A 13,265-nucleotide genomic window follows, 5' to 3' on the forward strand; every position below is an offset into this window, starting at 1 on the left:
CCTCACTCGGCGCTCCCGGTCCGCAGCGCGTATCCGACGCCGCGCACCGTGTGGACCAGCCTCGGCTCGCCGCCCGCTTCCGTCTTGCGGCGCAGGTACATCACGTACACGTCCAGCGAGTTGGAGGACGGCTCGAAGTCGAAGCCCCACACCGCCTTCAGGATCTGCTCCCGGGTCAGCACCTGCCGCGGGTGCGCCAGGAACATCTCCAGGAGGGTGAATTCGGTACGGGTCAGCTCCACCCGGCGGCCCCCGCGCACCACTTCGCGCGTCGACAGGTCCATCCGCAGATCGGCGAAGGCCAGCACCTGGTCGTCGGGCACGTCGCCCGCAGCCGCCGCGTAGGAACTGCGCCGCAGCAGCGCGCGGATGCGGGCGAACAGCTCGTCCAGCTCGAACGGCTTCACCAGGTAGTCGTCGGCGCCCGCGTCGAGTCCGGTCACCCGGTCGCCCACCGTGTCCCGGGCGGTGAGCATCAGGATCGGGGTCGTGGAACCCGAGGCGCGCAGCCTGCGGGCGGCGGTCAGGCCGTCCATGCGGGGCATCTGGATGTCGAGGACGACGAGGTCCGGTGCGTACGGGACGGCCTTGGCCAGTGCGTCGAGCCCGTCGACGGCGACCTCCGTCCCGTACCCCTCGAAGGCGAGGCTGCGCTGCAGAGCCTCGCGTACGGCGGGCTCGTCGTCGACGATCAGGATGCGGTGCTGGTCGCGGCCGTCTTCGGCGGGGCTCATCGGCTGTCTGTCCTCGGTTCGCGGGGGTCGGTGGCGGGCGCCTTCAGCGTCGCACGGCCGACCGGCTGCGGCGTGCGGCACGCCCCTTCGCGGGGACTGCGGTACGCACCTCGGGTGCTCTCGTCGCCGCCCGCTCGGCCTCCGACCGGGCGAACGCGAAGGGCAGACCGAGGTCCGCGGGGTCGGCCCAGGAGACGGAGGTGAGCAGCGCGTGCCTGGCTCGGTTGACGGTGACGGTGAGGGTGACTGCGGTGCTGTGCAGGGCAGAGGTCACGAGAGTTCCTCCTGATAGCTGATGGTGCTGGTGGTGCCGGCCGGACAGGTCCTAGCTGTTGGTGCCGCCCGCGCGCAGGTGGGCGAGGTCGGCCTTGACCGTGTCGATCGGGATGGCGAAGCCGAGGCCGACGCTCCCGGCGGCACTCGAACTGTCGCTGCTCTGTGAACTGGCGGAGTACATCGCGGAGTTGATGCCGATGATCTCGCCGTTCATGTTGATCAGCGCGCCGCCGGAGTTGCCGGGGTTGAGCGAGGCGTCGGTCTGGAGCGCCTTGTACGTGGTGGTGGAGCTGCCGGTGTCGCCGTTGAACTGCTGGCCGCCGAACTGGAACGGCCAGTTCCCGCCGGAGCCGCCGCGCTGGTACTGCTGCTGGCCCTGGTCCTGGCTCTGGCTCTGGCCCTCCTCCTTGGCGACGGTGACGTCGCGGTTCAGCGCGGAGACGATGCCGCTGGTGACCGTGCCGGTGAGGCCCTCGGGGGAGCCGATCGCCACGACCTGGTCGCCCACCGCGACATTGGCGGAATTGCCCAGCGAGGCGGGCTTGAGGCCGCTCGCACCGGACACCTTGAGGAGCGCGAGGTCCTTGCCCGGGTCGGTGCCGACGACCTTCGCGGTGTACGACTTGCCGTTGCTCAGGTTGACCTTGACCGAGTCGGCGCCGGAGATGACGTGGTTGTTGGTGACGATCTCACCGGCAGCGGTGATGATCACGCCCGCTCCGGTGGACTCCCCCGCGGTGGAGGTCGCCTTGACCTCGACGATGCTCGGCGAGACGGCCTGGGCGACACCGGAGACCGTGCCCTTGCTCGACTGCGAGACGGTGGCGCCGCTGACGGTGCCCGCGGGGTTGGCGCTGTTGTTGCTGCCGTTGCCCAGGAGGGACTCGGCGACCGCTGCCGAACCGCCGCCGACGACCGCGGCGATGATGGCGACCGCGGCGAGCAGGGCGACCGGCCGCTTCGCGCGCCTGGACTTGACGTGATCCGCAGGGGCGGCCGGAGGGGGCCAGGCCGCGTACGGCTCGTGGGCGGGCGGCGGCGGGTAGGACCGGGCCGCGTACGCATCTTCGTGCTGCGGGGTGGGGAACTGCTCCGGGTTCTCGGTCATGTCTCAGAGCCTTTACGGCAACCATGAGAGTTTCCTGAGTCCCCGCTGAGAAGCCCGACAGAACCCTGTATGCCCGATATAAAGACGCACGGGGTGCGCTGTCGGGAGGGGGTCCCGGCGGGTCGTCGGGACCGGCCGGGTCGGCTCAGGCGCAGCCGCAGGAACGCCGGACGACCAACGCCGACGGGAACTGCTTCAGCCGCTCCCGCCGCGACCCGGCCACCCGCAGCGAGTCGTCCAGGACGAGATCCACCGCGGAGCGCGCCATCGCCGGCCGGTCCGAGTACACCGTCGTCAGCGGCGGATCCGTCAGCGCCGCTTCCTTGACGTCGTCGAACCCGGCCACCGCCAGCTCGCCCGGGACATCGATCCGCAGCTCACGCGCGGCCCGCAGTACGCCGATCGCCTGGTCGTCGGTGGAACAGAAGATCGCCGGGGGCCGGTCCGGGCCCGCGAGGAGTTCCAGGGCGACCTTGTACGCGTCGTAGCGGTTGTACGGCGCCTGGAAGAGCCGCCCCTCGGTCGAGCGGCCGGACTCCTGCATGGCGCGGCGCCAGCCCTCTATGTGGTCGGCCACCGGGTCGCCGACCACGGGCGTCGACTCGACACCGCCGAGGCAGGCCACGTACGCGTACCCGTGCTCCAGCAGGTGCCGGGTGGCGAGCTGGGCACCGCCGATGTCGTCCGTGACGACCGCGACGTCGTCGATGGCCTCGGGGCGCTCGTGCAGCAGCACCACCCGGGCGTCCCACGCCTCGATCTCGGCCGCGGCCCGCTCGGACATGCCCTGGCTGACCAGGATCAGACCGGAGACCCGCATCCCGAGGAAGGCCCGCAGGTAGTGGACCTCGCGCTCGTCGCGGTAGTCGGAGTTGCCGACGAGGACCATCTTCCCGCGCTCGGACGCGGCCTGTTCGACGGCGTGCGCCATCTCCGCGAAGAAGGGCTGACGGGCGTCCGGCACGATCATCCCTATGAGATCGGTGCGCCGCGACGCCATGGCCTGGGCCACCCGGTCCGGCCGGTACCCCAGCTCCTGGATCGCGTTGACCACCCGCTCGCGCGTGGCCGGGGCGACCGGCCTCGGTCCGTTGTTGATGACGTAGCTGACGACCGCGGTCGACGTCCCCGCCAGTCGTGCCACATCGTCCCGCGTCACCTTGGCCACGCGCGGCAGTCTACGCGGATGGACCCGCCGTTTGGCCTACCGTTCTACAGGCCGGACGGCGCCTTCCCGGAGGGCTGCTCCGTCACCCGTTCGGCGGACGGGTTCGGCGCCCCCGGCAGCGGCTTCCTCGGCGGCCTTCACGGCCGCTTTCGCCTGGGCCTCCTCGGCCGCGCGCTCGACCTTCTCCGGGGTCACGAAGCGGTAGCCGACGTTGCGGACGGTACCGATCAGCGACTCGTGCTCGGGGCCGAGCTTGGCGCGCAGCCGCCGTACGTGGACGTCGACCGTCCGCGTGCCGCCGAAGTAGTCGTAGCCCCAGACCTCCTGGAGCAGCTGGGCCCGGGTGAAGACCCGGCCGGGGTGCTGCGCCAGGTACTTGATCAGCTCGAACTCCTTGAAGGTCAGGTCGAGGACCCGGCCCTTGAGCTTCGCGCTGTACGTCGCCTCGTCCACGGAGAGGTCACCGATGCGGATCTCCGTCGGGGAGTCGTCGGAAGTCTGCTGCCGCCCGGTGGCCAGCCGCAGCCGCGCCTCGACCTCGGCGGGGCCCGCGGTGTCGAGCAGGACGTCGTCGATGCCCCAGTCGGCGGTGACGGCCGCGAGGCCGCCCTCGGTGACGACGAGGATCAGCGGGCAGCCCGGCCCGGTGGAGTGCAGCAGCTGACAGAGGCTGCGGACCTGTGGCAGGTCGCGGCGCCCGTCGATGAGAATCACATCGGCGCCGGGGGTGTCGATGAGTGCGGGTCCTTCGGCGGGAGCGACCCGCACGCTGTGCAGCAGAAGTCCGAGGGCGGGGAGCACCTCCGTCGACGGTTGCAGAGCGTTGGTCAGGAGCAGCAGCGAACTCATCGCGGTCCACCTGCCGTGGTCGTCGTCCTACGGTCGTGCATATGTCGCTCGCCCATTACGTCGGTTCCTCCTCGGTCCGTGCGGAAGGGCACTGCTTTTGACTGTGCAGGTCAGCGCGGTTTCGTATACAACGCGCCGAAAGCACAAAAGGACCTGGCGGCAACTTTGCCCAGGTCCTCGTTCCACGAGAATAGCCCACATGACTTCCGCGTCAGAAGGCCAATTCCACAGATCGCCTGTTCCTTCGGTCACTCCGGGCGACCGGCGGGTGATGCTTCGTACCCGTGACGGGGTGCCGATCGAGGCCCTGTACGAGCCCTGCGCGGCCGGTCCGACGGACACCGCGATCGTGGTCGCGCACGGCTTCACGGGGGCGGTCGACCGCCCCGCGGTACGGCGCGCCGCCGGGGTGTTCGCCCACCGTGCGGCCGTGATCACCTTCTCGTTCCGCGGGCACGGACGGTCGGGCGGACGCTCGACGGTGGGTGACAGGGAAGTGCTCGATCTGGTTGCCGCAGTCGAGTGGGCGCGTGTTCTCGGTCACACGCGGGTGGTGACGGTCGGCTTCTCGATGGGCGGCTCGGTGGTGCTGCGGCACGCGGCGCTGGACGGTTCCCTGCACGGGGGGCGCACGGAGGCACGTACCGACGCGGTGGCCTCGGTGAGCGCCCCCGCGCGCTGGTACTACCGGGGCACGGCCCCGATGCGGCGCCTGCACTGGATGGTCACCCGGCCGCTGGGACGGCTGGTGGGCCGGGTCGGTCTGCACACCCGTATCCACCCCGAGGACTGGGACCCGGTCCCGTTGTCACCGGTCGACGCGGTGCCGCTGATCGCCCCGACACCGCTGCTGGTCGTGCACGGCGACCGGGACCCGTACTTCCCGCTGGACCATCCGCGGATGCTGGCCGCGGCGGGGTCCGCGGAGCTGTGGGTGGAGGCGGGGATGGGCCACGCGGAGAACGCCGCGGGGGACGAACTGCTGGAGCGGATCGCGGAGTGGCTGATGACCGCCGGCCGTCCTGGGGCCGGCCGGCCCTGACCGGGCAGGTCCTGAGGCCGGTCGCTCCTGATGCCGGGTCGGCCCCGAGGCGCGCACCCGGCATCATGGATCCGCGCGACGCACACCACTGAGGAGTACTCATGCCCGCGGGAACCATCCGCTACTGGGCCGCCGCCAAGGCCGCCGCAGGCACCGCCGAAGAGCCCTACGCGGCTGCCACCCTCGCCGAGGCGCTCACCGCGGTACGCGAGCGGCACCCCGGTGAACTGGCGCACGTGCTGCGGCGATGCTCGTTCCTCGTCGACGGCGATCCCGTCGGGACCCGTGGCCATGAGACGGTACGGCTTGCCGAGGGCGGCACGGTCGAGGTGCTCCCGCCGTTCGCAGGAGGGTGACCCCCACTCATGAGTGACCAGCAATATCCGTACGGGCAGCAGCCGCACCAGCAGCCGCACCAGCCGGGCCGGCAGCCGCACCAGCAGGCCCAGCAGGCGTTCCAGGACGCGTACGCGCAGGACCCGTATGCGCAGGATCCTTACGCGCAGGACCCTTACGCGCCGCAGGATCCGTACGCGCAGGGCCCGGCGCAGGGTTCGTACGCGCAGGGTTCGTACGCACAGGACCAGAGCGCCCACGACCCGTACACGCAGACCTGGGAGGGGCAGACCTGGGACACCCAGTACCAGCCCGTCCAGCAGCCGTACGCACCGCAGGCCACCCCGCAGCCTCAGCAGGAAGCCCCGCAGCAGGAAGCCCCGCAGGAAGCCCCTCGGGCGACCCCGCAGCAGCCGTACGCCCAGCAGCCGTACGCCCAGCAGCCGCAGCCGCAGCCGCAGCACCAGGCAGCTCAGCAGCACCAGCAGTACCAGTCGCCCCCGCCGCCGCAGTCGTACCCGCTGCCCCCCGAGGCCCCGACGCCCGCCCCGTACACCGCGCAGCCCGTGGCAACCGCGCCCGCGGCCGTCGCCGGTGACGGGCCCGCGTACAGCGCCCCCAGCACGCTCGGCAACGCGCGGATCACCGACGCCCAGCGCGCCCGCGCCGAAGGGCGGTCGCCGATCATCGCGCCCGGGATGCAGCCGGCCGCGCTGACCGCCGGGCTCGGCGTGCTGCTCGCGGTTGCCGCGATCGGCGGGCGGTTCGCCGTCGTCGTACCGCTGCTGGTCCTCCAGGCACTCACCGCGGCCGGCTGGTTCCGGCTCAACGGGATGTGGCCCGCCCGTCAGGGCATCGCGCTCGCCTTCCTCGGCGGCGCCGTCGCCGACGTCGCCCTGCTCGTCGCGGGCGCCGACCACGCACCCGCCGCGATCATCGGCACGCTCGGTGTCTGGGTGCTGCTCACGCTCGTGCTCCAGCTGCGCAGCCACGCGTCGGCGGACGAGCGGATGACCGGACTGATGGCCACCATCGCCTCCTCCGCCCTGACCGTCGTCGCGACCGGGATCCTGGCGGCCTCGACGGACGCGGTCACGGTCGGCTGCATCGCCGTCGCCGGCGCCGTACTCGTCCGCGCGCTGTCGCTGCCCGGCCCCGTGCCGGTCGTCGCGGCGCTCGTGGTGGCCGCGGTCGTGGGCATCGTGCTGGCCCCGATGACCGGGCTGTCCGGCGGCGCCCCGGGTGCGCTGCTCGGCTTCGCGGCCGGTGGCTGCGCGCTGATCGGGCTGCGCGTCGCGAGCTACGACTACCCGTCCCGGTTCGTCCACATGACGGCCGGAGTGGCCCTGCCGCTCTCGGCAGCGGCTCCCGCGATCTATCTGATCGGCCGGGTCATCGGCTGATCCGGCGGTTAGGCTCGCCCCCGGTGCCACAGGCACGCATCACGGGACACGGGGACGACCAGGGGGACCGACCGGCCATGCGCGCACTGCGGATACTGCTCATCTTCGTTGTGATTCTGGGCGGCCTCTTCGTCCTGGTGGACCGCGTCGCGGTGAACGTCGCGGAGAACAAGGCCGCGGACCGGATCCGCAGCAGCGAGGGCCTCTCCGGGACGCCGGACGTCGACATCAAGGGCTTCCCGTTCCTGACCCAGGTGCTCGACAAGAAGCTCGGCCGGGTCGACGTCACGCTCAAGGGCGTCGAGGCGAACGCGTCCGGCCGCCAGGTACGCATCACGAACGTGCGGGCCGAACTGCACGACGTGAAGATATCCGGCACCTTCACCAGTGCGGTGGCCGCGCGGGCGAGCGGCACCGCACACATCTCGTACGAGGACCTCACCAAGGCGTCCGAGTCCGGCGCGAAGATCGCGTACGGCGGGAACGGCAAGGTCAAGGTCACCGGCTCGGTCAACATCCTCGGCCGCACGCTCACCCGCAGCGTGACGTCCTCGGTGACCATGGTGGGCACCGACCGGATCAAGGTGCACGCGGACACGGTGCCCGGTGAGGGCATCCCCGGCCTGGAGGGCCTGGTCCGGCAGAAGACGGACTTCGACAGCGCGGTCGGCGGGCTGCCCGCCGGTCTGAAGCTCGACCAGGTGCGGGCGACGGAGGACGGCGTCGACATCGGGGTCACGGGTACGGACGTCGCGCTGGCCGGATAGTGAGACGGCACTGTCCGATCCGCAGATGGTGAACAGAACGGGAGCAGGCGGGAAGCGCGGCCGTAGCCCCTTCCTCCCCCTTGCATCCCACAGTGCGGACGATCCCGTCTTGCCATGCGGAACGACGGTGACATCTCCACCCGTACTTCCCTACGATCGATGGCATGAAGCGACAGGCTGATCTCACGAAGCGGCGGGCAGTGGACCTGTGCCGCGTCGCTGCCATGCTCTGTCGCGCTCTCTGAGCGGGAGTTCTGCCTTCCCGTGTCCCCCGGGCCCTTCGACCGTTGTCAGGGCCACCTCCTCGGTGCCGGACGCGCTCATTCCGCCGGTCTCCGTGGATCCGTACGCCGACACCATCGCACCACCCGCCGCACTTCCCCAGGCTCCGCAGGGAGCAGGGGATACCCCATCCCCGGAGGAGAACCCGCATGAGCCGCAGCGACGTCCTGGTAGACGCTGACTGGGTCGAGGCCCACATCGAGGACCCGCAGGTCGCCATCGTCGAGGTGGACGAGGACACCTCGGCGTACGAGAAGAACCACATCAGGAACGCCATCCGGATCGACTGGACGAAGGACCTCCAGGACCCGGTCCGCCGTGACTTCATCGACCAGGCCGGCTTCGAGAAGCTCCTGTCGGAGAAGGGCATCGGCAACGACACGACCGTCGTGCTCTACGGCGGCAACAACAACTGGTTCGCCTCGTACGCGTTCTGGTACTTCAAGCTCTACGGCCACAGCGACGTCCGGCTGCTCGACGGTGGCCGCAAGAAGTGGGAGCTCGACTCCCGCGACCTGGTCGACGCCGTGCCGTCCCGCCCGGCCACCTCGTACAAGGCCAAGCCGCAGGACGAGTCGATCCGTGCGTACCGCGACGACGTCGTGGCCGCGATCAACAACAAGAACCTGGTCGACGTGCGGTCGCCCGACGAGTTCAGCGGCAAGCTGCTCGCCCCGGCGCACCTCCCGCAGGAGCAGTCGCAGCGCCCCGGCCACGTGCCGAGTGCCCGCAACATCCCGTGGTCGAAGAACGCCAACGACGACGGCACCTTCAAGTCGGACGACGAGCTCAAGGCCCTCTACGAGGACGAGCAGGTCGACCTGGCCAAGGACACCATCGCGTACTGCCGCATCGGTGAGCGCTCCGCGCTGACCTGGTTCGTGCTGCACGAGCTGCTCGGCCAGGAGAACGTCAAGAACTACGACGGCTCGTGGACCGAGTACGGCTCCCTCGTGGGTGTGCCGATCGAGCTCGGCGCCAACAAGTAACCCCTCTCCCGCTTTCCCGACCTGAAGGACAGATCCGTATGTGTGGAGCAAAGGCCGGCGGCCCCGACGCTTCGACGATCAAGCCCGGTGAGACCACCATCCAGGGCAGCGTGACCCGCGACGGCGAGCCCGTCACCGGTTATGTGCGACTCCTGGACTCGACCGGCGAGTTCACCGCCGAGGTCCCGACCTCGGCGACCGGGCAGTTCCGCTTCTACGCGGCCGAGGGCACCTGGACGCTGCGCGCGCTCGTCCCGGGTGGCACGGCGGACCGTACGGTCGTCGCGCAGACCGGCGGACTGGCCGAGGTCGCGATCGCCGTCTGAGTCCGGTGGACCTTGACGGGATCCACGCACGGCTCACGCACGACTCATGAACCGGCCGGAGGGCCGCACCCCAGGGGGTTGGACGCCACTTGGAGCGGGTGCGGCCCTCCGCGCTGTCCCGGAACCACCCGCGGAGTCCCGGGTACGACGCGAGCAGGCCGACCCCGTCGTCCGGTCTTACGCTGGAGGCATGTACTCGCGACGTCGGCGCGGCTATTTCCTGCTGATGGGCGGATGCCTGGTGCTCTTCGTGTCCGCCTGGGCCTTCGTACGTCTCTGGTCGGTCCCGGCAGCGATCGCCATGTGCGGCGTGGCCATGATCATCCCCCCGGTCGCCGCGATCGTCGGCAACCGGCGCGGCCCCGACGACCACTGGTGGGACGAGCCGTCGGGCGACGACACGTCCGACAAGTGGTGGGACGAACTGGACGGCAAGGACGGCAAGAAGAGCAAGAAGCGCCGGTAGCTCTGGTGCGGCCGGTCCATGGACCGGTGCCGCCACACAGCACAGCACGGCCCGGCACGGCCCGGCCCGGAACGGTACGGCCCGCCACGGCCCGGCACGGCAGCGGTCAGTAGACCAGCGCCTGGACGCCGTCCGTCATCGCTTCCTGTACGAAGACCTGCGCACCCGCGATCCGTACGCCTTCCAGCACGTCCTTCTCGGTGATGTCGCGACGGGTCGCACACTGCGTGCAGAGCGTGACCCGACCGCCCGCCAGAATCGAGTCGATCAGGTCCGGCAGCGGCGCCGCGTGCGGCAGTTCGAACTCCGCGGCCCTTCCCGGCAGGGCGAACCACGAGGACTCACCGGTCAGCCAGAGCGAGACCTCCACCCCGCTGGCGACCGCGACCGCCGCCACGGTGAAGGCCTGTGAGCAGCGCTCGGGGGCGTCGGACCCTGCGGTCACCTTGATCACTAGCTTCTTCTGCGCCATGACCGAACTGTAATCGGCGGGCGTACAACCCCCGTGTCGCCTGGTGGGTCAGTGGGGTGTGCAGGTATCGGAATCTGTGCCTCAGGTCTCGTGGGGGGACCCCTTTGGAAGCGTCACACAACGTTCCTGAACAGCAGGAACAGCAGCAGGAGCTGCAGCAGGACCAGCAGGAACAGCAGGACCCCGAAAGAAAGCCGCGCCGCCGCGGCCGTACGACGCTGATCGTCGCCGCTGCCGCGCTGCTCGGCCTCGTCGGCGGCAGCGCCGTCGCGTTCAAGATCCAGGCCGACCGGCCGCCGACCCCGCTGCCGCCCCTGGCCCAGCAGCGGCTGTCGTACCCCGCCGAACCGCTCGCCAAGGGCGCGGGCCGTGCGCCGCTGTCCGTCAAGGACGACAGCCGGTTGCGGACCGACGGCGACCTGCGGAAGCTGCTCGTCGCCCGGCCGAAGGGCGCGCACGAGTCGGAACTGCCGATCTACGAAAAGGGACCGATCCCGTACGACCACTGGCTGTCCACGGACGAGTACGCCACTGAATTCCGCGACGACGCCAGCTTGTTCACCGAAATCACCGCGGCGGGCATCCGTCGGATCGCTGCGGCGGGCTGGATGCAGGGGCACCGTATGACCGGTGTGCGGCTGGTGCAGTTCCGGGCCGGTACGGAGATGGGTGCCGCGGACATGTTCCAGGGGCAGGCCGACTACATGGCGGAGTCCAAGTACGGCGCGGGCAACGGCGGCACCGCGGTCAAGGGCAGCGGCAATGCCAGGTATTACCTCTTTCCGGTCGACAACGAGCCCGGATACATGCCCAGTTACGAGGCCCGTGCACTGGGCTGGCGCGGCGACGTGATGGTCGACATCGTCATTTTCGACACCCGGCCGATCAGCAAGAAGGACATCAGGACGTTGGCCGAGCGGCAGCTGGAGCGCCTGTGAACGACGAACAGACCGCCCTGCCGGAGCCCTCGGACTCCCCGGAGCCGCTGAGTCTCCCGGAGGCGTCGGAACACCCGGAGGCGCCGGAAGTCCCGAAGCCGCCCGTGCAGCGGTCCCGCGCCTTCAGGATCGCGGCTGCCGTACTGCCGGTGGTCCTGGTGCTCGGTGTTGCCGGTGGCGGCATCGCGTACTCCGCGTCCACGGCGGACAAGGCCGACAAGAAGGCACCGACCCGGTCCTGGGGAGACGACCCCCGCGGGCCGGGCAAGGACCCGGTGACCAGGTCGGCCGAGGGGCGGCACGACACCGACCTGAGCAAGATGCTGCTGCCCGCCACGGGTGAGTACCGGCTCGGTCCGGACATCGGCGCGTACGGCAATGACGCCGAACTGACCGCCAAGCAGGCCGAGGCCATGCTGAAGGCGGGCGGCAAGGGCCTCTCCGGCACCCGGCGCCGGGACTGGAACGAGCGGGTGGAGAAGCTCGGCGCGAAGGGACAGGCGATGCGTTCGTACGCCAACGACTCCGGCGATCTCGTCATCGAGGTCCAGATCTCCCGTATGACGGACAAGAAGGCCGTGCGCAACGCCTACACCTTCCGCACGGAGCTCTTCAAGGCGATGGAGGTCTTCGAGGCCGGTCCGAAGGTCGAGGGCCACCGGAACACGGCGAACTGCTTCCTGCCGCCGAAGGAGAAGAGGTCGGGCCTCGACGAGATGATGTGCACCGCCTACGAGGGCGAGTTCCTGATCTCGTTCGATGCCTACGGTGTCCAGCCGTTCCCCCGGAAGATCGTCGCGGCCCTGTTGGAGAAGCAGATCGACTACGTCAAGTCCCCGGGGGAGTCCGTATGACCGAGCCTCTGATGTCGACGGATCCCGCCGAGCCGCCGACGGCGCCGGACAGCGGGACCACCGCACCGGCCGTGCCGCCCATGCCGACTGCGCCGCCCGTGTTCGCCACGAATCCGATGTACCACGTGATTCCCGGTGCTCCCGTGACTCCCGTGAAGAAGGACCGCAGGGCGCTGCGCGCGGTGGCCCGCTGGACCCTCGCGGCCGTCGTCTTCGGCGGCTGCGGCGCCGGGGCCGCAACCGGTCTCACCGCCATGCACCGCACCGATGTGCCGGGCCTGGCGACCGCGTCCGACGGCCGCTGGGACTTCGCCGACCTGAAACTGCCCGCGCTGCCCGCCGGGACGCCGCGGCCGTTCAACGACGGCAACACCGCGCAGATCCATGCCACGGACGCCCGTGACCTGCTGCTGCCCGCCCCGGCCGGGGCCACCCCGGACAAGAAGCTGACCGGGGGCTGGGTGACGGTCGGCCAGTACGCCTCCGAGTACAGCGGCAAGGACGCACGGGCCCTGCTCACCGAGCAGCTGCGCGACTACGCGGTACGGCACATCGCGGCCCGTGGCTGGACCATGCCGGACGGCACGTCCACCCGGATCTACCTGCTGACCTTCCAGTCGACTGCTTTCGCCGCGGCGTTCAAGGACCAAGTGATCGACTCCGGGACGGGGCGCGGCTCCGGGGCTCCCGTGCTGAACGGGGTGACCGACACCGAGATCGACGAGGGCTGGAGCAGCGCGGGCAGCCTGCGGGACATCGACGACTACGTGTACGTCGAGCAGCAGCCGTACGGCGCGCAGCAGGTCCGGCAGGCGTACTCCATCGCCGGGGACACGCTCGCGCTGGTGGTCGAGCGGGGGAAGGGTGCGGCTCCCGCGGTGCCGTTCCACCAGACGGTGATCCTCCAGGACCAGCTGCTCAGCTAGGACCAGCTGCTCAGAGCCAGGACCAGCTGCTCGGCCAGGACCCTGAGCCGAGGTCCGCCGGCGGCTCGCGACCGGCCGCCGCGCACCTCGCAGAGAGGGCCGGGCCCCCACCCATTAGGCTGGGACCCGGCCCTTCCTTCACACCGTTCATGCAAGGAGCACCTCGTGCTTGAGGCAATCTTCTCCACTCTGCTGGTTCTGGTCTGCGTCGGCGTCATCGCGTTCGCCGGTCTGTCCGTGAAGAAGCTCTACCAGGGCCAGCGCTGACCCTCGGCCCGAGAGCTTCCGAGCCCGAGCCCGCACCCTCCTCACAGATCGTCTGAGCCCTC

At 70.4% G+C, this 13,265-nt stretch carries 17 protein-coding genes; 11 read left to right on the top strand and 6 right to left on the bottom strand.

Annotated features, from left to right (window positions below):
• Positions 1-2: 2 nt before the first annotated feature.
• The 5 genes from NBY69_RS12805 to NBY69_RS12825 all read right to left on the bottom strand — a co-directional run bounded on the left by NBY69_RS12805 (position 3) and on the right by NBY69_RS12825 (position 4,135).
• Positions 3-734, bottom strand: a complete 732-nt coding sequence (locus tag NBY69_RS12805) for a response regulator transcription factor (RefSeq protein WP_250300952.1) — start codon at positions 732-734, stop codon at positions 3-5.
• Between the two features lie 43 nt (positions 735-777).
• Positions 778-1,008, bottom strand: coding sequence for a hypothetical protein (locus NBY69_RS12810; protein WP_250300953.1), 231 nt, complete (start codon positions 1,006-1,008; stop codon positions 778-780).
• 51 nt (positions 1,009-1,059) lie between these two features.
• Entirely contained in the window at positions 1,060-2,118 is a 1,059-nt protein-coding gene (locus NBY69_RS12815; RefSeq protein WP_284347924.1) for a S1C family serine protease, read from the bottom strand.
• A 145-nt stretch (positions 2,119-2,263) separates the two neighbouring features.
• A complete protein-coding gene (locus tag NBY69_RS12820) occupies positions 2,264-3,286 on the bottom strand; it encodes a LacI family DNA-binding transcriptional regulator (protein ID WP_250300954.1) in 1,023 nt (340 codons plus the stop codon).
• A gap of 36 nt (positions 3,287-3,322) precedes the next feature.
• Positions 3,323-4,135, bottom strand: coding sequence for a response regulator transcription factor (locus tag NBY69_RS12825; protein ID WP_250300955.1), 813 nt, complete (start codon positions 4,133-4,135; stop codon positions 3,323-3,325).
• A 199-nt stretch (positions 4,136-4,334) separates the two neighbouring features.
• Between NBY69_RS12825 and NBY69_RS12830 the strand changes: the two genes are divergently transcribed.
• The 8 genes from NBY69_RS12830 to NBY69_RS12860 all read left to right on the top strand — a co-directional run bounded on the left by NBY69_RS12830 (position 4,335) and on the right by NBY69_RS12860 (position 9,746).
• A complete protein-coding gene (locus tag NBY69_RS12830; protein ID WP_250300956.1) occupies positions 4,335-5,177 on the top strand; it encodes an alpha/beta hydrolase in 843 nt (280 codons plus the stop codon).
• Positions 5,178-5,278: 101 nt separating this feature from the next.
• Positions 5,279-5,533 carry a MoaD/ThiS family protein gene (locus NBY69_RS12835; RefSeq protein ID WP_250300957.1) on the top strand — a complete coding sequence of 85 codons (255 nt, stop codon included), beginning with the start codon at positions 5,279-5,281 and terminating at the stop codon, positions 5,531-5,533.
• 9 nt (positions 5,534-5,542) lie between these two features.
• Positions 5,543-6,916 carry a hypothetical protein gene (locus tag NBY69_RS12840; RefSeq protein WP_250300958.1) on the top strand — a complete coding sequence of 458 codons (1,374 nt, stop codon included), beginning with the start codon at positions 5,543-5,545 and terminating at the stop codon, positions 6,914-6,916.
• A gap of 77 nt (positions 6,917-6,993) precedes the next feature.
• On the top strand, positions 6,994-7,683 hold the full coding sequence (locus NBY69_RS12845) for a DUF2993 domain-containing protein (RefSeq protein WP_250301342.1): 690 nt from the start codon (positions 6,994-6,996) through the stop codon (positions 7,681-7,683).
• Between the two features lie 164 nt (positions 7,684-7,847).
• The gene (locus NBY69_RS37620; RefSeq protein ID WP_350797220.1) at positions 7,848-7,928 is read left to right on the top strand and encodes a putative leader peptide; all 81 of its coding nucleotides are present in this window, start codon (positions 7,848-7,850) and stop codon (positions 7,926-7,928) included.
• A gap of 186 nt (positions 7,929-8,114) precedes the next feature.
• Positions 8,115-8,954, top strand: a complete 840-nt coding sequence (locus tag NBY69_RS12850) for a sulfurtransferase (RefSeq protein ID WP_250300959.1) — start codon at positions 8,115-8,117, stop codon at positions 8,952-8,954.
• A 38-nt stretch (positions 8,955-8,992) separates the two neighbouring features.
• Positions 8,993-9,280, top strand: coding sequence for a DUF1416 domain-containing protein (locus NBY69_RS12855; RefSeq protein ID WP_215095097.1), 288 nt, complete (start codon positions 8,993-8,995; stop codon positions 9,278-9,280).
• 190 nt (positions 9,281-9,470) lie between these two features.
• Positions 9,471-9,746, top strand: a complete 276-nt coding sequence (locus tag NBY69_RS12860) for a DUF3099 domain-containing protein (protein WP_250300960.1) — start codon at positions 9,471-9,473, stop codon at positions 9,744-9,746.
• Positions 9,747-9,852: 106 nt separating this feature from the next.
• Here NBY69_RS12860 and NBY69_RS12865 read toward each other — a convergent pair whose 3' ends face one another.
• Positions 9,853-10,218, bottom strand: a complete 366-nt coding sequence (locus NBY69_RS12865) for a DsrE family protein (RefSeq protein WP_250300961.1) — start codon at positions 10,216-10,218, stop codon at positions 9,853-9,855.
• Positions 10,219-10,322: 104 nt separating this feature from the next.
• On the opposite strand from NBY69_RS12865, the gene NBY69_RS12870 reads away from it, so the two are divergent.
• The 3 genes from NBY69_RS12870 to NBY69_RS12880 are packed head-to-tail and all read left to right on the top strand — an operon-like array spanning position 10,323 to position 12,936.
• A complete protein-coding gene (locus tag NBY69_RS12870) occupies positions 10,323-11,156 on the top strand; it encodes a hypothetical protein (protein ID WP_250300962.1) in 834 nt (277 codons plus the stop codon).
• Positions 11,153-12,010, top strand: a complete 858-nt coding sequence (locus tag NBY69_RS12875) for a hypothetical protein (RefSeq protein ID WP_250300963.1) — start codon at positions 11,153-11,155, stop codon at positions 12,008-12,010. Before NBY69_RS12870 ends, NBY69_RS12875 begins: the two co-directional genes overlap by 4 nt.
• A complete protein-coding gene (locus NBY69_RS12880; protein WP_250300964.1) occupies positions 12,007-12,936 on the top strand; it encodes a hypothetical protein in 930 nt (309 codons plus the stop codon). The genes NBY69_RS12875 and NBY69_RS12880 overlap by 4 nt, the downstream gene beginning before the upstream one ends.
• Positions 12,937-13,265: the final 329 nt, after the last annotated feature.

The sequence above is a fragment of the Streptomyces sp. A 4/2 genome, from assembly GCF_940670765.1.
GTDB lineage: Bacteria > Actinomycetota > Actinomycetes > Streptomycetales > Streptomycetaceae > Streptomyces.

Bases quoted from the DNA above. Each gene is read 5' to 3' on its own strand.
- NBY69_RS12805 (WP_250300952.1), bottom strand. From the start codon at position 734: ATGAGCCCCGCCGAAGACGGCCGCGACCAGCACCGCATCCTGATCGTC.
- NBY69_RS12815 (WP_284347924.1), bottom strand. From the start codon at position 2,118: ATGACCGAGAACCCGGAGCAGTTCCCCACCCCGCAGCACGAAGATGCG.
- NBY69_RS12825 (WP_250300955.1), bottom strand. From the start codon at position 4,135: ATGAGTTCGCTGCTGCTCCTGACCAACGCTCTGCAACCGTCGACGGAG.
- NBY69_RS12830 (WP_250300956.1), top strand. From the start codon at position 4,335: ATGACTTCCGCGTCAGAAGGCCAATTCCACAGATCGCCTGTTCCTTCG.
- NBY69_RS12835 (WP_250300957.1), top strand. From the start codon at position 5,279: ATGCCCGCGGGAACCATCCGCTACTGGGCCGCCGCCAAGGCCGCCGCA.
- NBY69_RS12840 (WP_250300958.1), top strand. From the start codon at position 5,543: ATGAGTGACCAGCAATATCCGTACGGGCAGCAGCCGCACCAGCAGCCG.
- NBY69_RS12845 (WP_250301342.1), top strand. From the start codon at position 6,994: ATGCGCGCACTGCGGATACTGCTCATCTTCGTTGTGATTCTGGGCGGC.
- NBY69_RS37620 (WP_350797220.1), top strand. From the start codon at position 7,848: ATGAAGCGACAGGCTGATCTCACGAAGCGGCGGGCAGTGGACCTGTGC.
- NBY69_RS12850 (WP_250300959.1), top strand. From the start codon at position 8,115: ATGAGCCGCAGCGACGTCCTGGTAGACGCTGACTGGGTCGAGGCCCAC.
- NBY69_RS12855 (WP_215095097.1), top strand. From the start codon at position 8,993: ATGTGTGGAGCAAAGGCCGGCGGCCCCGACGCTTCGACGATCAAGCCC.
- NBY69_RS12860 (WP_250300960.1), top strand. From the start codon at position 9,471: ATGTACTCGCGACGTCGGCGCGGCTATTTCCTGCTGATGGGCGGATGC.
- NBY69_RS12865 (WP_250300961.1), bottom strand. From the start codon at position 10,218: ATGGCGCAGAAGAAGCTAGTGATCAAGGTGACCGCAGGGTCCGACGCC.
- NBY69_RS12880 (WP_250300964.1), top strand. From the start codon at position 12,007: ATGACCGAGCCTCTGATGTCGACGGATCCCGCCGAGCCGCCGACGGCG.